Origin of the sequence: Antarcticibacterium arcticum, assembly GCF_007993795.1 — a bacterium.
Classification (GTDB): domain Bacteria; phylum Bacteroidota; class Bacteroidia; order Flavobacteriales; family Flavobacteriaceae; genus Gillisia; species Gillisia arctica.
Genome location: NZ_CP042476.1, coordinates 3,351,466 through 3,369,331, shown reverse-complemented (window position 1 = coordinate 3,369,331; position 17,866 = coordinate 3,351,466). Strand labels below are relative to the sequence as shown.

Here is a 17,866-nt window from a genome sequence, read left to right as displayed (position 1 = left end):
GTGTTGTATTAATTGCAGCATTGGTAATCGTTTTTTGGAAATAAGTTTCGATAGCTCCTACTCAATTTTATGAGACTTTAAAATAAATTATAACAACCAATGCCAGAAAACTGGATAACATATAAACTTACAGATTTAGGAACGATTGCAAGAGGGAAATCCAAGCACAGGCCCAGAGATGCTTCGCACTTGTATGGTGGGAAATATCCATTTATACAAACCGGAGATGTTAAGGCTGCTAACCATCGCTTGACCGAACATACGCAGACTTATTCTAAAGCTGGATTGGCACAAAGTAAGCTATGGCCGGAACATACAATGTGTATTACTATTGCGGCTAATATTGCAGAAACGGCAATTCTTAGTTATCCTGCTTGTTTTCCTGACAGTATTATAGGTTTTGTTGCAGATGAAGACAAATGTGATATTGAGTTTGTAGAGTACTTAATGCAATTTTTCAAAAAACAGATTCAAACTCACTCAATTGGCTCTGTTCAGGATAATATTAATCTTGGAACCTTTCAAAGAGTAGAGTTCACTGTACCTCCCCTTGAAGAGCAAAAATCCATCGCCTCCATCCTTTCCGCTTTAGACGATAAAATCGAGCTCAACCTAAAGATGAACAAAACCCTGGAAGAAATGGCAATGGCTTTATACAAGCACTGGTTTGTTGATTTTGGGCCTTTCCAGGATGGGGAATTTGTAGATTCTGAATTGGGGAAAATTCCGAAGGGATGGGAAGTAAAAACCTTAGAAGATGAATTTAAAATTACCATTGGTAGGACACCTCCAAGAAAAGAGAAGGAATGGTTTTCATCGGAAAATGGAGTAAAATGGATTTCAATTAAGGATATGGGTAATTGTGGAACTTACATTTTTAATACTTCAGAATACCTTACAAAAGAAGCTGTGGTAAAGAAAAATGTTCCCCAAGTTCCTGAGGACACCGTTATCCTTAGTTTCAAATTAACTGTAGGAAGAGTTGCCATCACAACAGAAAATATGGTTTCAAATGAAGCCATTGCGCATTTTTTAAAAAAGAAAAACACTTTGTTAAGTGTTGAGTATTTGTATTCCGCTCTTAAATCATTCGATTACAATTCTCTTGGAAGTACTTCTTCAATTGCTACGGCTGTGAATTCTAAAACAGTAAAATCAATGAAGATTTTAGTTCCTGCAAAATCTGTTCTTGATAATTTTCAGCAAGAAATATTTTCCTTTTTTGAATTGATAAAAACAAATTCAAAAGAAACTCAAACCCTCACTCAACTCCGCGACACCTTATTACCAAAACTCATCAGCGGGGAAGTCCGCGTAAAAGATGTGGAGAAAATCTTATCTGAAGTCTTATGACACAAATGATCGAGATCACGGTGCAAAAGGCTGCCATAGAGTGCCTTCAGGAGTTGGGGTACACCTATAAAGAAGGTAATTCCCTGCAGCGGGATCTTAAGAAAGTGGTGCTGGAGGAGGATCTTCGGGAATTTTTAGTGAGTTCCTATCCCGGCGTTCCGGCAACCGCCATTAACGAAGCCCTTTCCGCTTTTACCCAACACGAGGGAATGGATCTCGATCACCGCAACCGCGATTTTCATCTTAAAATGACCCAGGGGGTTTCCATTAGCTGGAAAGATGCTTCGGGCAAAGAACAGGCCCGGCACCTCTACCCTATCAATTACCGGGAACCGGAGAAAAATACCTTTGTGTGTGCAGACGAAGTAAAGATCATTGGCAAGAACAGCCGGCGCACAGATCTGCTCATCTTCATCAACGGACTTCCGCTCATTGTTTTTGAGTTCAAGAATATGTTTGATCCCGAGGTGGGTGTAAAAAACGCACACGGGCAAATTGGGCATTACGTTCAGGATATTTCGCAGCTGTTTGATTACAATGCCATCACGGTAGTTTCGGATGGGCTGGAAACCCTGCACGGGATGTACAACTCCTCCCTAAAGTGGTTTGCTCCGTGGAAAAGCCTGCACGGGGATGACCTTCAGCAGAAACAGGAACTACAGCTGGAGACCTTGTTGAAGGGATTATTTCCGAAGAAAACCTTATTAAATTATCTGCAAAACTTCATTTTTCACGAAGACCACAACGGAAAAATAATCAAGAAAGGCGCAAAATATCACCAGTACTGGGGCATCAAAAAAGCGGTGGACTCTGCGGTGGAAAATATAAAACCCACGGGTGATGGCCGGCTGGGAGTGATATGGCACACGCAGGGATCGGGTAAAAGCATTTCGATGGCCATCCTTACCGGGATCCTGAGGCAAATGCCCGAAATGAAAAATCCCACCATCCTCATCCAGGTAGACCGCAATGACCTGGACCAGCAACTCTATGAGAATTTTGTGCTGTGCAAAGACCTGGTGGGCCACGTGCAACACGCCGATACCACAGATGAGCTGCGGGCCCTGCTGAGCACCGATGGCGGCGGGGTGATCTTTACCACCATTGAGAAATTCCGCTTAAAAGAACTGGCTTCGGGAAAAGAGCTCTCCCACCCTGTACTTTCTGAACGTTTCAACCTTATTGTGATGGCAGATGAAGCCCACCGCACCCAGTATGGATTCCATAGCGGGGGCTTTGCGCAGAACATAAGACGCGCCTTGCCCAATGCCTCTTTCATAGGCTTCACCGGAACTCCCGTAGATGGGAAAGATGCCGATACCCAACAGGTATTTGGCCCCACCATTCACACCTACGACATCAAACAGGCCGTGGAAGACGGTGCCACGGTGCCCATTAATTACGAGCCAAAAATGGTTCCGCTCAACATCAAAGCCAAATATGATAAGGAGCTGGATGAAATGGAAGAAGATGAAGACGAGGAGAACAATGCCGTTTGGGCAGCGATAGAAGATGCCGCCGGGGCCAACGACCGGGTGGAAAGAGTAGCCAAAGATATCCTCACTCATTTTAAGGCGAGGACAGAAAGCCTGGAAGGCAAGGCGATGATCGTTTGTATGAGCCGCAAGAACTGCGTAAAAATGTACAACGCCCTCACCGCGCTGGAAGGTTGTCCTGAAATAGCCGTGATCATGACCGGAACCATCAGCAAAGATCCCACAGACTGGAATCCTCACATACGCACCAAAGATGCGATGGAAGCCATTAAAAAGCGTTTCCGCAGGCCTGAGGATCCGCTGCAAATCGTGATCGTTCGCGATATGTGGCTCACGGGATTTGATGCCCCCTGCGCCCATACGATGTATGTGGATAAAATTATGAAAGGCCATAACCTGATGCAGGCCATTGCGAGGGTAAACAGGGTTTTTAAAGACAAGCCCAACGGACTCGTAGTAGATTTTATAGGCATCTCCGGCTTCCTGGCCGAAGCCACCAAAAAATACACCGCCGGCGGCGGGGAAGGAAAACCCACTTTGGATCTGGAAGCGGCGGTGAAAGTGTGCCTGCAGCAGTTTGGAAAAGTGAAGGATTTGATAGGTGATTTTTCTGCGGAAAGTATCAACGCAATGACCGATATGGCCAAAATGAAATGGTCCAGCGGAGTGGTGAACAGTCTTTTAAAATCTGATGCCGTGACCGATGCCTTTTTGCTCGAAGAGCGAAAGCTCACAGAACTGGTGGCAATGACCAGTTCAGATCCCCGAATCTGGGAAATACAGGAGGAAGTCGGCATCATTCAAAAGATCCGCCAGATCATTAGAAAGATCAAATTCCCTCCCGGACCCCGCAGGGAAAAGAACGAAAAGATCAAAGACCTGATAAGCAAATCCCTGGAATCGCAGGAAATTGTGGACCTGGCAAAAATGTACAATCTGGATAAGATCGATATTTCCATCGTGGACGATAAGTTCCAGGCCATTGTAAAGGAAAAAGGCGACGAGAACATTAAAGTAGAACTGCTGCGCAGGATCATCAATGACGAGATACGGGTGCGAATGCCAAAGAACATCCGCCGCATGCGCAAGCTGAAAGAAGAGCTGGAAAAAGTGCTGAGCAACTACCACAGAAATTCTTTGGATTCCATCGCAGCCATCAAACACCTGCTGGACATCGCCAATGAATTTCAGCAGGATGATATCAGGACCAAACAACTCGGTTTAACCGAAGATGAACTGGCTTTCTATGATCTTTTATCTGCCAACGAAAAGCTCCTAAATCAAACCGGTCCCATTCAGGACCTGGTGCATAACGTGGTAGACTCCGTCAAGAAAAACCTGCAACTCGACTGGACCAAAAAAGAAGACGCCCGCGCCGCGATTCGCCTGGCAGTGAAAAAAGAATTACGGGGCAAAGTGCCATTTTCGGAGCTGCATAATTTGTTGAAGGAGGTGATCGAGCAGGCCGAGGGGCAGTATAGGGATTGGCCTTTGGAGGCGTGATGATGGTTTGATGGTGTGATGGTAGGATGGGGTGATGGTACGATGGTTTGATGGTATGATAGTATGATAGTATGATAGTATGATAGTATGATGTTGTGGGATATTACGCCCCTTCAGGGCTTTATTATTCTGTCTTTTTTAATCATCCCGCTTCACGGGATGTTGATGTATTACGCCCCGTCGGGGCTTTTTCGACCTGCTTTTGTTTCATCCCGCTTCACTGGATGTGATGTATTACGCCCCTTCAGGGCTTTATTATTCTGTCTTTTTTAATCATCCCGCTTCACGGGATGTTGATATATTACACCCCGTCGGGGCTATATTACATACATAGCCCTGAAGGGGCGCCATCCACCAACGATGGGTGAAGCCCATCCGGAAAAAACCGTAACTACGATATAGCCCTGAAAGGGCGGAATACCTTAACGATGGGTGCAGCCCATCGGAACAAAGCGTAACGTCGGTAGAGCCCTGAAAGGGCGCCATCCACCAACGATGGGTGAAGCCCATCCGGAAAAAACCGTAACTACGATATAGCCCTGAAAGGGCGGAATACCTTAACGATGGGTGCAGCCCATCGGAACAAAGCGTAACGTCGGTAGAGCCCTGAAAGGGCGCCATCCACCAACGATGGGTGTAGCCCATCAGAATAAAGCACCACTAAGTATAGCCCTGAAAGGGTGTCATACACCAACGATGGGTGAAGCCCATCCGGAAAAAACCGTAACTACGATATAGCCCTGAAGGGGCGGAATACCCTAACGATGGGTGCAGCCCATCGGAACAAAGCGTAACATCGGTAGAGCCCTGAAAGGGCGTCATACACCCACGATGGGTGCAGCCCATCGGACCCCGAAGGGGCGTCATATCCTAACGATGGGTGAAGCACATCCGGAAAAAACCGTAACTTAGATATAGCCCTGAAGGGGCGTAATAAACTAACTACTATGGGCCAATCTCTTGTAAAAAATTATGTACACCTTATTTTCAGCACTAAACACAGAGCGCCTTTAATACATCCTTCCGTAGAAAACGAACTTCACAACTATCTGGGAGGGATTTGCAACAATTTAAACTGCCAGGTACTTAAGGTTGGCGGCTATACCGACCATATTCATATCCTCTGCATGCTCTCAAAAAAGATAGCCTTGATGAAACTGATGGAAGAATTAAAATCTCATTCTTCTAAATGGATAAAAACCAAAGGAGTAGAATATTCAAACTTCTACTGGCAGGATGGATATGGAGCATTTTCGGTAAACCCTTCAGAAATTGATAAAGTCATTACATACATCGCTAAGCAGCATGAGCATCATAGGAAGAAAACATTTCAGGAAGAATACCGGGCTTTTTTAAGTAAATATAATGTCGAATATGAGGAAAAGTATGTTTGGGACTAAGATGTAAAGATGCTGATATATGACGCCCCTTCAGGGCTATTTTGTCCACCCTTTATTATCGCATCCCGCTTCACGGGATGTTGATATATTACGCCCCTTCAGGGCTTTTTCGTACTTGCTTTTGTTTCATCCCGCTTCACGGTATGTTAATGGGTTAGGCCCCTTCGGAGCTATATTTTCTTTCCCGGGCTGCGCAAAGTTTAACTTCGTCAAATCTTGGATTTCATGACTCTTCCTACCGACAGGCAGGTTTGAGCGGGGTATTCCCTGAAATTCCCCTCTGTTCCCGATACAAATTTGTTCTCCCTTCCGTCTTCCTTTCGGTCGAAATAAATTCACCCGAACTGACGGGGAACCGAAACAGTTTTAAAATGTTTTCTTTACCAATCTTTCCTTATGAGGTACAGAACTGTTTTTAATCACAAAATCCACAACCCCAAGTACCAGTTCCTCTTCTGTAATTACATCAACCTTCCACTGGCCTTCCTTTAGGTTGGTTTTATAAGTATATCCACGGAAACCAAGATCACGTCCACCGGTAACTTTAAAGCTAATATCATCTGTTACTTCCCATTTCTTAGTTTCGGGATTGTACCATTTCCACCTGTGAAAAATAGACTTTTTTAAAGCTGTAGGTGCAAAAACCGAAGTGAACACATACACTCTCTGACCTGCCTGCCGATGAAAATTGGTGTCATGTTTACGCCAGAAAATATACCACGGATTGTTCTCGTAAGTAACGATGTATTCGTTATTTATTCTTTGCACATTATGGGCCACCATGCCGGTATCCATAGCCAGCGGCACCGGGGGAATAAGATTGTAATAGTAAAAAACATTAATTGTTATATAAATAGAAAGGATAAGCCCGATAAGTTTTTTCAGGCTTATCTCAGCTCTTGTAACGGGGCTTGACCTGTAAATAAACCTGATAAGTGCCAGCGTAGACCACAAACTTACAAGTCCAGAAATGATAAAAATAAAGGTATTCATTACCTTGATGAGCGTGGGGATCATAAAGGCGAAAAAGGTAAAACTTATAAAAAAATAAATACTAAACTGAAGGTATTTATTGGAGATCTTCCTTTTAAGAAACTCGTTGGCAAATAAGAGCAGCACCAGCAGTATGAAAAAAAACAGCGTTTTTGACATGGACACACTTCTGAAAAAATAGATGACAAAAGCACTGGAAAGAGCCCCAAAAAAGAACTGTATTGCAAGCGGCAAATAGTGGGAATGACGTCTCATAAAAGTACCTTCCCACCTGTCATCATTCACTGTATTAAAGAAATAAAGGGTTATGGAAAGTAAGGTCATATGCGAGCAAAGTACCACCGTATCATATACACGATCTATTCGCCCTAAGGTTAAGGTGTCAAAAATAAAACCCCCTATAAAAAAAAGAATGGGAGCGTACTTTTGATTACGGGTAACATAACTCCCAAAAGCACTTTTTTTATATCTTACTAAAGCTCTTTTCATACTATACTAAGTAGCGCCAAATGTAGTAAAAACTTCATCCGGATATTTGTTCATTATTCATTGTTCATTGTTCATTGTTTATTGTTTTTTGTTCACTGTTATTTGGTGCCTGGAGAGTTGGTGCTTCCTCCATTGCAGGCTCCAGATTTTAATCCATTACTTTTGAGTGATGATCAGGTTTCTATCTTTTAAATGACAAAAAATAAAAAAATAAAAAAGCCCTGGCCAACGAAAGATGCCATGGTGCAGATCTATGAAAAGAACCTGTGGGGTGGAGAGAATTCAAAATTCTACTCCGGTTTTGGTTCGCATCATCCTGAAACAGTAGATCCCTATATAGCGGAAGTTTTCGCTTTTTTAAAGGATCTTGAAAGTCCGCCGGTTGTTTGTGACCTGGGTTGCGGCGATTTCAATATTGGCAAGGAACTGGTGAAGTATTCCAAAAAATATATCGCGGCAGACATAGTTCCGGATCTTATCGCGCATAACAAGAAAACCTTTAAGGCAGAGAATTTAGAATTCCGGGCCCTGGATATCGCGAAGGATGAGTTGCCCCAGGGAGATATCGCGATCCTAAGGCAGGTATTGCAACATTTATCGAATGCAGAAATAAAACAAGTAGTAGCGAAATTATACGATTTTCAATATGTCATCCTCACCGAACACTTGCCGGAAGATGATTTTGTACCCAATGAGGATATAATCTCGGGGCAGGGAATCAGATTAAAAAAGCAAAGTGGTGTAAATTTATTAGCACCGCCGTTTGGTTTTAAGGTGGTAGACGATAAACAATTGTTGACAATTAAGTCAACTCATTTTGTAGGGGTTGTTGTTACCACACTCTATCAGGAATTTTAATAGTTTCGCTTTCCGTTATTATGTAAATATACATCTGTATTTCGCCCTTTCAGGGCTATTTATCCACTAACAATGGGTGAAGTCTATCGGAATAAATACGTAACTTGAGTGTAGCCCTGAAGGGGCGTGACCTACTAACGATCGGTGCAGCCCATCTGAAAAAAGCCTAACTTAAGTACAGCCCAGAAGGGGCGTCATCTACTATCGATGGGTGCAGCCCATCGGAAAAAATACGTAACTTGAGTGTAGCCCTGAAAGGGCGCCATATAATAAGGATGGGTGCAGCCCATCGGAAAAAAGCGTAACTTAGGTATAGCCCTGAAGGGGCGCCATAAACTACTTACTATGGGCCAATCTCTTGTAAAAAATTATGTGCACCTTATTTTCAGCACTAAAAACCGGGCTCCTTTAATACAACCTTCCGTAGAAAACGAACTTTACAGTTATCTGGGAGGGATTTGCAACAATTTCGATTGCCAGGTACTTAAAGTTGGTGGCTCGACCGACCATGTTCATATCCTCTGCATGCTATCAAAAAAGATGGCCTTGATGAAACTGATGGAAGAATTAAAATCGCATTCCTCCAAATGGATAAAAACCAAAGGCGTTGAATATTCAAATTTCTACTGGCAGGATGGATATGGAGCATTTTCGGTAAACCCTTCAGAGGTTGATAGAGTTATTGTATACATTGCTAATCAGCATGAACATCATCGTAAGAAAACATTTCAGGAAGAATACCGGGCTTTGTTGACTAAACTTAATGTGGAATACGAGGAGAAATATGTTTGGGACTAATATGTAAGGATACATCTGTATTACGCCCCTTCAGGGCTTTATTCTCCCACCTTTTTATCATTCCGCGTAACGGTCATTCGCATCCCGGTCATCCCGCTACACGGGATGCTGGTGTATTACGCCCTTTCAGTCATCCCGCTTCACGGGATGCTTATATATTACGCCCCTTCAGGGCTATATCATCCTCCTTTTAATTCATCCCGCTTTACGGGATGTTAATATATTTCGCCCTTTCAGGACTATTTTATTCTCCCTTTTAATTCATCCCGCTTTACGGGATGTTGATGTATTTCGCATCTTCAGGGCTATTTTATGTTCTGTTTCCGGAATATCAACCAATAAAAAAACCACCAACATTTCGCCAGTGGTTTTGTTTACAATACATCGATCTGTAAGACCGTATGATTGCTTAAAAGATCAAAGAAATAACAGTTACTGTGTACCCTAAATATTTAAGCCCTACCTATAATACTGCGGGACAACATCTGGATCTTTCTCTAATTTTTTATAAATCTAAATGTTTTGTTAAACTAAAATTTTCCCGTTTAGTAAACGTGTGGAATTTATTAGTAACCGTTTTAAACATTAAGGGTAAGAAGAACAGTAGTGCCTTTATCTTTTTCAGCATTTACCTGTACCGCTTCCGCAACATCATAGCCAAGCAGGGCCAATCGTTCTTTTACCAGGTTTACGCCTTTAGATTCGTGCAATTTGTGGGCTGACGTGTTGGATATTCCAATGCCATTGTCTTCGATCTTGCACCGCAAAACCCCTTCTGCAACCAGCTTAAAGGAAATTTTTAAAGTGGGATCTTTAATACCGGCGGGAAAAGCGTGCACAAATACATTTTCCACAAAGGTTTGCAGTAACATTGTGGGAATTTCCACTTCGTATATATCGATCAAAGGATCTGTTTCAAAGATCACTTTAATGTTATTATTAAAGCGGGTGTTTTCAACCCGTATATACAATTGCAGGTATTCAATTTCCTCAACCAGTAATATAGTGGGTTTGGTACAGTGATCCAGGTTGAGCCTTATCAATTTGGCAAAATCCCCTAAAAACCTGCTGGCGTTGTCTATATCACTGTCCATAATATAGTACTGAATGGAATTCATCGCATTAAAAATAAAATGCGGATTCATTTGTGCCAGGAGGGCTTCCATTTTGGTTTCTTCAAAACGTTTGCGCAGCTGTCCCTTTTGTTCCTCAAATTTCCGGGCCTGTAGTAGCTCATATTGATAAATGCTGTAAACCGCAAGCAGGATTATTCCCGTGAGCAATAAAATAAACCACCAGGTTTTCCAGAAAGGAGGAAGAATTACCATGTTCAGCAAGGGGCGCGTATAGCCTAAACCTGTACTTTGATCTAACACCCGCACATCCAACTCGTACTCATCTGGCGGTAAAGCGGGCAAGAATATTTCCGGGTTGGAAGAAGGCAAGCTCCAGTTGTCATTTGCATTCAGCCGGTATTGATATTTTAATTTGTTCGGAAAAGGATGCGCATTGGTGCTGAATTTCAGCAAAATGGTATTCTCATTGTGGGCCAATTTTAATTTCTCTCCGCCCGCAATTGGTCCCGCGGAAAATTTATTGTTGTTGATGAAGATCTCCTTCAGCAGTAAATTCTCTACCAAAGCCGGGGGTTCATTTACGGCCTCCAGGTCTATATCATACATTCCGCCATAGCTGCCTATAAACAAGGTGCTTTTATTTACCCGGGCACTCAGTAAAGCTTGCTCCAGGCCCTGTTCCTCATCTAAAAATATAAACCGCTGGTCTTTATAGAGCGTTAATCCTTTTTCGGTTCCAATGATCAAGGTGCCTTTGTATTCGGTCAAAAATGAAATGGAATTCCCCTGGAGTTGGGCGCGGGGTATTTTCTTTAAGATTTTAAAGGAGGCGTCATCATTCACTATATACACATCGCCAAATTCAGTTGAAATCGCGAGATCCCTGCCCAGGGTGGTGATGTGTTTTAATTTCTTTTCATTCCAGATCCCCTCCTTTACATAGGATTTAAACCCGTTATTTTCCCAGGCATAAAGTCCGGAGAAAACTGAAAGAAAATAGGTTTTGTTTCCCTTTTGCAAGCTGCTTACCACCATAGTAGGGGTGTGAGGCACAGTTTGTTCAAAATGGGTGTATGTGAAGGCGTCCAGATCGCTGTAAACCCTTACCCCACCATAAGGATTGGTTTCTATAAGCTCCCCGGCCTGCGTGAAATTGATCTCTTCAGAATGCAGGGGTAAATACCGCTCCAATTCCCCGGTCTCCCGTATGGCGAATATGCCAATATTGGTGTTCACCCAATACAAATTCCCGTTAACTTTAATGTCATAAAACCGAATCTCCCCGGCCTTTATAGAATAGTCCAGTTCATAAAAATCATCAGGATGCCTGGGTAAGGGTAATTTGGTTGTTGCCACATAGTTTTCCTGCCATTTTTTTAGTTGTGACAGGGGGATAATTTGTTCCTTCCCTCCTCTTTTTAAAACAATGCCATCATTTCTTATTACTGCGGAAGAATTTTTGGCTTCCGCAAATCCCGTGATACTTTTACCTTCAGTCCTGTGGAATTTAATCTGCGGATTCAAAGCGATCTCAAACATTCCGGCATCTTTGGTGCCCACATATAATTTTTCAAATTTGGCATCATATGCCAGGGAAATTACTTCTTTGCTGGGCACATTAAATTCTGAAGCCCTTGAAATTAACCGGTTGTTTTCTACTTCATAAATTCCGCCATCTGTATCATATATTCCCCAGGCTGCCGCGAAGATTTTGTTGTCCCCGGTTTTTACATAATCCCAGATAATGGAATTTCCCAGTTTTTTCTGCGGAAGGGAATCGTTTTCATCTACATAATCTACAAGCGGACTTTTAGTAAAAAATCCTTTATTGCTGCTGAAAATACTGTCATTATCTACTAAAACCGAATAAATGAAGCTGTGGCCATTTACCTCAACCAGTGCAGGTTGGTTATTCTTATTCTGAATTTTATAGATCCCTGAATTATACGTAACAACATACGTTTCGTTTTGATATCTGAAGAAATCCTGAACCCTGAAAAGTACGTCGCCGGCGGGAGGATTAAATGAAATTACTTTATGCGTATTGATATCTATTACTGAAACCCCGTCACTGGTTCCCACATACATATAGTTTCCCGAAGCATAGAGTTTGGTGATCTCGTTGTGAACCAGGCCGTCTTTTTCTGAAAGCCCTTTGAATTGGAATCCGTCAAAGATGCTGACCCCCGCCCCGTAGCTGCCAAACCAAAGGTGTTTATTTTTATCTTCAGCAATGGCCCAACAGCTGTTTAAGGCCAGGCCGTCCTCTTCAAAAAAATAGGTGAAAACATCGTTTTCCTTTTTAACCAACCCATTTTCAGTACCAATCCACAGAATATTATTGCTGTCTACCAACAATGATCTTACAGAATTATTTGGCAATTGGTTGGCTGCAGTATAGTTTTTACCGGGATAGTTTTGGGAAAAAGCTGCAGTTGCGCAGAAAAGGAATAAGAGGAAAAGCTTAGTGATTTTGCAAGATGGCATTGATAAACTCTTCTTCTTTACGGAAAGAAACGGGAAGTTTCTCTCCATTGGTTAATTCAATTTCCTTGTTTGCTTTGTTGTACCTCACCACGTAATTCAAATTGATCACGTAGGTTTTATGGATTCTCTTAAATGTGGTGGCCGGAAGGATTTCCTCTACATATTTAAGGGTTTTTGTTGCCATTTTGGAGATGCCGTCAATCTTTTTTATGCTGCAGTAATTACTTTCGGCTTTGCAATAAAGGATCTGGTTGGTATGAATGAGCTCAAAACCTTCCAGTGTAGGAAAAGCTATCTTACTTACGTTCTGGTCATTTACATTAAGGTTCTCAAGTAAGAGCGACAATTTCTTTTGAGCCGAACTACCTTCATTTTTCTTCTCAAACTTTTTTACGGCTTCGGCCAGGTCCAAATGATTTATAGGTTTCAGCAAATAATCCAGCGCACTGCGCTTAATTGCTTTCAGGCCAAACTTATCGTGGGCAGTGGTGAAGATGACTTCAAATTTTATAGCATCAAAATATTGGAAAAGTTCAAATCCGCTCTTTTCCGGCATTTGAATATCGAGAAATACAAGGTCCGGTTCGTGTTTCTTAATAGCCACCACCCCAGCATCTACCGAAATGCATTTTTCAACAATAATAAATTTATTAGGGAAATACCGGTCCAGGGTTTTCTCCAGTAAACTTTGAGCATTTAGCTCGTCGTCAATAATCACCGCTTTAATCATAAAATAAAATTACGAAAAAAAATGAGGTTGCCAGTTGTAAGTTCCAAGTTCAAGGTTCAAGGTTGAAGGTTCAAAGTTTAAAGTTCAAGGTTTCCAGTTCAAAGTTCAAGGTTTAAGGTTTATGGTTTTAAATATTAAACAACCTTTTCACTATTTACAAATCACTATTCACTATTCACTACCCACAACTCCCTACTCACTACTCAATACTCACTACTCACTATTCCCTAATCCCTATTCCCTATTCAAAATCATATTAAATTAAAATTATATCTTTCCGGTCATTACCAACCCCAATTTTTACCTGATAATGGCCCCTACCTACGCTCTCTTAAGGGCTTGCCACCTATTTTTGGCAGCCTGTGTTTTTTACTGTTGTTTATATGGGAGGCCGGTGCCAACGACCTGCCGCCCTACCCTGCCGCACCGCTTTCCCGGGTTGTTTCCCTGCATGAGTATGCGCTGTATGCCAACGCGGGCAAGGATAGATACAGTCTGGACGAAATAAGAAATAACAGCGCCGGGCTTGAATTTATGCAGCTGGATTCTGAAAATGTAAATATTGGTTTTACCAGCGATTACTATTGGGTAAAATTCAGCATAAAAAATACCACCCAGAAAGAACTCACCTATTACCTGGAAACCGGGAGACCAATTACGGACCGGGTGGACCTTTACAGCGTTTCCCCTACGGGCAAAATTGAGGCCCAAAAAAGCGGGGATAAAATGCCTTTTAATGAGCGCAGTTTTGATCACCGTAAAACGATCTTTGAGTTACAGGTACCTCCTGAAGAAACCCTGGAAATATTCATTCATTATGAAAATGACGGGGAGGTGCTCAATTTACCCCTACTTCTTCATAATGCCACCAGCCTCTTGAAGATCACCTATAAGGAACAAATGGTTTTTGGGATTTTCTACGGTATCTTATTGATAGCCGCGATTATTTACCTGTTTTTCTTTTTCGCCCTGGGCGAAAGGAGTTTCCTGTTTTATAGTATGTATGTTTGCCTGGTAGGCCTGTTGCAATTATCCCTGGATGGCTATTTTTATCAATACCTTAGCCCGGGCGGAGGCCGGCTTTCTAACCACGCGGTTGTGCTATTTGCTATTTTATCCGGCGGTTTCCTGGGTAAATATTCTGAAGTTTATTTGAATATTGGGCAAAGCACCCGTATAATGCCCCGGGTCTTTAATGCAATTTACATCGGGCTATCCCTCTTGCTCATTGGGATTATACTTAGCCCGGCCTTACTGGAAATTTCCTATCCTGCAGTGAATCTTTTTGGACTGGCTGTACTGGGGGCCATTGTGGCTTCGGTGATCATTCTGGTTTCAAGGAAAATAACGGTAGACAAATTCTTTATCACGGGTATATTTTTTCTCATCCTGGGGTTTGTGATCTTTATCCTGAATAATCTAAGTGTAATCCCCAACACCTTCCTCACCCAAAACAGCGCAAAACTGGGAACGGGACTGGAAATTATATTTCTTTCCCTGTCTATGGCAAACAGGATCAAGAAACTGAAGACAGAAAAACAAGAGCTTCAAAACCTTGCATTGATCCGGCTTCAGGAAATGAATGAACTTAAATCTTATTTCCTTTCCAATTTGAGCCATGAACTGCGCACCCCGCTGAATGCTATTATGGGCCTTGCAGATGCTATGGCCAATGAGTCCAATGAACAAAAGGTTAGGGATACTTCCTTTGTGATAAAGGCATCTTCTATCCGACTGCTGAACCTTATAAACGATATCCAGGATTTTTCAAAGATCGAGAAAGGGGAATTGAAACTGGAAATTGAGCCCTTTAAACCTATGGAGATCATGGAGCAATTGCGATTGAGTTACAGGAACCAGGCTGAAGAAAAAGGCCTTTCCTTTAAATTTCAATCTAACAGCCCAACCCCGGGCTATGTTCTTGGCGATGCCAATCGCTTTGCCCAAATTGTGAATAACCTCCTGGACAATGCCGTAAAATTTACTCCGGAAGGGAGTATTGTTGTTACGTTGGAAACCCTGGAAAACAATGGAACTATAGATTTCATCCTTCATGTGACCGATACAGGGATTGGGATCCCACCGAAAAAAATGGATACTATATTTGAGTCCCTAAGTCAGGAAAGCATCAATAATACCCGTAAATACGGGGGTCTGGGGCTTGGTTTATTTATCATTAAAGTCCTGGTAGATATGCAGCAGGGGGAAATAAATATTCAAAGCAAACAAGGGCAGGGCACTACCTGCACACTAAAACTTTCCTTCCCCCGGGCCCCTGAATCTCCGGGTATTCCCAAGAACCCGGAGGTTAATAAGTATGATCTGGAGGGTACCAACATTTTGGTTGCCGAAGATGACCCGGTAAACCAAATGGTATTAAAAATGATCTTTTCAAAATGGAAAGGTACACGGGTTACTATTGCAAATAATGGTGCCGAAGCCCTGGAAAAATTACAGGAACAAAGTTTTGATCTCATTCTAATGGATCTGCAAATGCCGGTAATGGATGGCTATGAGGCCTGTATTGGGATACGGAAGGGTGATGCAGGACCCGACAACAAGAACATCCCGATAATGGCGGTAACCGCAGATGTGATGGAAAGTACCAAACAAAGGGTAAAAGAAATAGGTATGAATGACTACCTCGCGAAACCGGTTAATAAAGACAAGCTGTACTATAAGATAACTGGTTTACGGCAGGAAATTCCGGTAATACAAAGGGAGCCGGGAAGGGAATAGTTGCCATTTTCAAAGTTTAAGGTTCAAGGCTCAAGGTTCAAAGTTCCAAGTTCAAAGTTTATGGTTCAAAGTTGAAGGCTCAAAATTCAAGGTTTAAGGTTTAAGGTTTAAGGTCCAAAATAAAAATCATCATTCTCTTTTCACTATAACTATTCACTAATCACTATTCCCTAATCACTACTCCCTACTAACTAATCACTACTCACTACTCCCTACTCACTACTCACCAATCACTATTCACTATTCAAACAAGTCTACAGAAATCCATTAAAAAACTGTATTTTAGAGAGTTGTCATTTAATCTTTCCCGCTATGAACTACTTTAGAAAACTCATGTATGTATTTTCAGCCCTGTTTTTCGGTTTAACCATGTTTGCACAGGAAAATAATAATCTGAATGTTTATGCGATTACCAATGTGAATGTGGTCCCTATGGACAAAGAGGAGATCCTTGAAGATCATACCGTGCTCGTGGAAAACGGCAGGATCACAGCGGTAGGACCTTCCGCAGCGATACAATTACCTCCCAATACAGTAAAAATTGACGGACAGGGACGTTACCTCATCCCCGGACTTACCGAAATGCACGGGCATATACCGGGCGAAGACCGCCCGCAGTATGTAGAAGATGTGCTTTTCCTGTATATCGCCAATGGGGTGACCACGGTGCGCAATATGCTGGGGAACGCCTATCACTTAAAAGTAAGAGACCGCGTAGAGCGTGGGGAGTTGCCGGGACCTAAGATCTTTGCCGCCGGCCCATTCTTCAGCAAAGACCTCGCTCCCACCCCAGAGGCTGCGAACCGGGAGGTGCGCCGTCAAAAAGAAGCGGGATTTGACCTGCTTAAAATGGGCAGTATTGACAAAGCAACCTACGGTCAAATGGCGAAGACAGCAAAGGAAGAAGGTATTCCTTTCGGCGGACATATTCCTGTGGAGGTAGGCCTTACAGGGGCCTTGGATGCGGGACAAAGATCTATAGACCATTATGACCGTTATGTTGAATTCCTGGTTCCCGAAGATGCTAAAACCGAAGGGGTGAGCGCCGGATTTTTCGGTAGCGGACTCATGCTCCTCATAGATAAAAGCAGGATCCCCGAAGCAGTAAGAAGAACGGTGGAGGCCGGCACCTGGAATGTGCCTACCCTAAGCTTAATTGAACACCTGGCTTCCCCTGAACCTGCAGCGCAAATGATAAAGTGGCCGGAGATGAAATATATGCCGCAGGATGTGCTGGAGGGTTGGGTAAATTTTAAAAATGACTACAGTAAAAGGGAAGATTTTAAGCCTGAGGCTACGAAAGCCCTGGTGGAATTACGCCGGGAACTCACCAAAGAACTTCACGACAGCGGAGCCCAGATCGCATTGGGCAGTGATGCGCCGCAATTTTTTAACGTTCCGGGGTTCTCCCTTCACAGCGAAATGGAAATGATGGTAACCGCAGGACTCACCCCTTATGAGGTGTTGGTAACAGGTACCCGAAATCCTGCCTTTTATTTTGATACCCCAGAGGAATTTGGCACCATAGAACCCGGAAAACGCGCCGATCTTTTATTGCTCAATGCGAATCCGCTGGAAAATATTTCCAATACCCAAAAAATACATGCCTTAATAGTTAACGGCAAATTGTACGACCGGGAAACCCTGGATAGAAGGCTCCTGGAAATTGAACGGAATTAGGGAATAGTGAATAGAAAGTAGTGAGTAGGGAGTAGTCATTAGAATTGAAAAACAATAATGTGATTTGAATAAGAAAAAAATTATCGCTTGCAATTCTTAAGCCGCCGGTGAAATAAAAACCTCACAGTTGGGTATTTAAAAAACCTTTCAGGTTTTTAAAACCTGTGAGGTTTAGATTATACTCAGGTTGATCACCTGCTGCCAATTCTCAATTTTCAATCAACCATTGTATCAAAAAATTTTGTATATTGAATTGAAAGACAT

Annotated in this window: 10 protein-coding genes; 7 read left to right on the top strand and 3 right to left on the bottom strand. The window is 42.6% G+C overall.

Annotation, left to right across the window (positions count from 1 at the left end):
* Positions 1-99: 99 nt before the first annotated feature.
* The 3 genes from FK178_RS15240 to tnpA (FK178_RS15230) all read left to right on the top strand — a co-directional run bounded on the left by FK178_RS15240 (position 100) and on the right by tnpA (FK178_RS15230) (position 5,752).
* Positions 100-1,353 carry a restriction endonuclease subunit S gene (locus tag FK178_RS15240; protein WP_146837230.1) on the top strand — a complete coding sequence of 418 codons (1,254 nt, stop codon included), beginning with the start codon at positions 100-102 and terminating at the stop codon, positions 1,351-1,353.
* Positions 1,350-4,352 (top strand): type I restriction endonuclease subunit R, encoded by a 3,003-nt coding sequence (locus tag FK178_RS15235; protein WP_146837227.1) that lies wholly within the window; start codon positions 1,350-1,352, stop codon positions 4,350-4,352. Before FK178_RS15240 ends, FK178_RS15235 begins: the two co-directional genes overlap by 4 nt.
* Positions 4,353-5,299: 947 nt before the next feature.
* Complete coding sequence (tnpA, locus tag FK178_RS15230; RefSeq protein WP_146837224.1) at positions 5,300-5,752, top strand: IS200/IS605 family transposase; 453 nt, start codon at positions 5,300-5,302, stop codon at positions 5,750-5,752.
* A gap of 366 nt (positions 5,753-6,118) precedes the next feature.
* Here the strand turns inward: tnpA (FK178_RS15230) and FK178_RS15225 are convergent, their stop codons facing one another.
* Complete coding sequence (locus FK178_RS15225) at positions 6,119-7,234, bottom strand: DUF2914 domain-containing protein (protein WP_146837221.1); 1,116 nt, start codon at positions 7,232-7,234, stop codon at positions 6,119-6,121.
* A 192-nt stretch (positions 7,235-7,426) separates the two neighbouring features.
* On the opposite strand from FK178_RS15225, the gene FK178_RS15220 reads away from it, so the two are divergent.
* The gene (locus FK178_RS15220; RefSeq protein WP_146837217.1) at positions 7,427-8,092 is read left to right on the top strand and encodes a class I SAM-dependent methyltransferase; all 666 of its coding nucleotides are present in this window, start codon (positions 7,427-7,429) and stop codon (positions 8,090-8,092) included.
* Positions 8,093-8,437: 345 nt separating this feature from the next.
* Positions 8,438-8,890, top strand: coding sequence for an IS200/IS605 family transposase (gene tnpA, locus FK178_RS15215; RefSeq protein WP_146837214.1), 453 nt, complete (start codon positions 8,438-8,440; stop codon positions 8,888-8,890).
* Between the two features lie 578 nt (positions 8,891-9,468).
* Here tnpA (FK178_RS15215) and FK178_RS15210 read toward each other — a convergent pair.
* Together FK178_RS15210 and FK178_RS15205 are read right to left on the bottom strand one after the other, a co-directional pair.
* Positions 9,469-12,453, bottom strand: a complete 2,985-nt coding sequence (locus FK178_RS15210) for a histidine kinase (protein ID WP_146837211.1) — start codon at positions 12,451-12,453, stop codon at positions 9,469-9,471.
* Positions 12,431-13,183 (bottom strand): LytR/AlgR family response regulator transcription factor, encoded by a 753-nt coding sequence (locus FK178_RS15205; protein ID WP_146837208.1) that lies wholly within the window; start codon positions 13,181-13,183, stop codon positions 12,431-12,433. The genes FK178_RS15210 and FK178_RS15205 overlap by 23 nt, the downstream gene beginning before the upstream one ends.
* A 375-nt stretch (positions 13,184-13,558) precedes the next feature.
* Here FK178_RS15205 and FK178_RS15200 point away from each other — a divergent pair, with 375 nt between their 5' ends.
* Complete coding sequence (locus tag FK178_RS15200; protein WP_240793855.1) at positions 13,559-15,922, top strand: hybrid sensor histidine kinase/response regulator; 2,364 nt, start codon at positions 13,559-13,561, stop codon at positions 15,920-15,922.
* 312 nt (positions 15,923-16,234) lie between these two features.
* Positions 16,235-17,602, top strand: coding sequence for an amidohydrolase family protein (locus tag FK178_RS15195; RefSeq protein ID WP_146837202.1), 1,368 nt, complete (start codon positions 16,235-16,237; stop codon positions 17,600-17,602).
* The last annotated feature ends 264 nt before the right edge of the window (positions 17,603-17,866 follow it).

Bases quoted from the DNA above. Each gene is read 5' to 3' on its own strand.
- FK178_RS15220 (WP_146837217.1), top strand. From the start codon at position 7,427: ATGACAAAAAATAAAAAAATAAAAAAGCCCTGGCCAACGAAAGATGCC.
- FK178_RS15195 (WP_146837202.1), top strand. From the start codon at position 16,235: ATGAACTACTTTAGAAAACTCATGTATGTATTTTCAGCCCTGTTTTTC.
- FK178_RS15210 (WP_146837211.1), bottom strand. From the start codon at position 12,453: ATGCCATCTTGCAAAATCACTAAGCTTTTCCTCTTATTCCTTTTCTGC.
- tnpA (WP_146837214.1), top strand. From the start codon at position 8,438: ATGGGCCAATCTCTTGTAAAAAATTATGTGCACCTTATTTTCAGCACT.
- FK178_RS15235 (WP_146837227.1), top strand. From the start codon at position 1,350: ATGACACAAATGATCGAGATCACGGTGCAAAAGGCTGCCATAGAGTGC.
- FK178_RS15240 (WP_146837230.1), top strand. From the start codon at position 100: ATGCCAGAAAACTGGATAACATATAAACTTACAGATTTAGGAACGATT.
- FK178_RS15205 (WP_146837208.1), bottom strand. From the start codon at position 13,183: ATGATTAAAGCGGTGATTATTGACGACGAGCTAAATGCTCAAAGTTTA.
- tnpA (WP_146837224.1), top strand. From the start codon at position 5,300: ATGGGCCAATCTCTTGTAAAAAATTATGTACACCTTATTTTCAGCACT.
- FK178_RS15225 (WP_146837221.1), bottom strand. From the start codon at position 7,234: ATGAAAAGAGCTTTAGTAAGATATAAAAAAAGTGCTTTTGGGAGTTAT.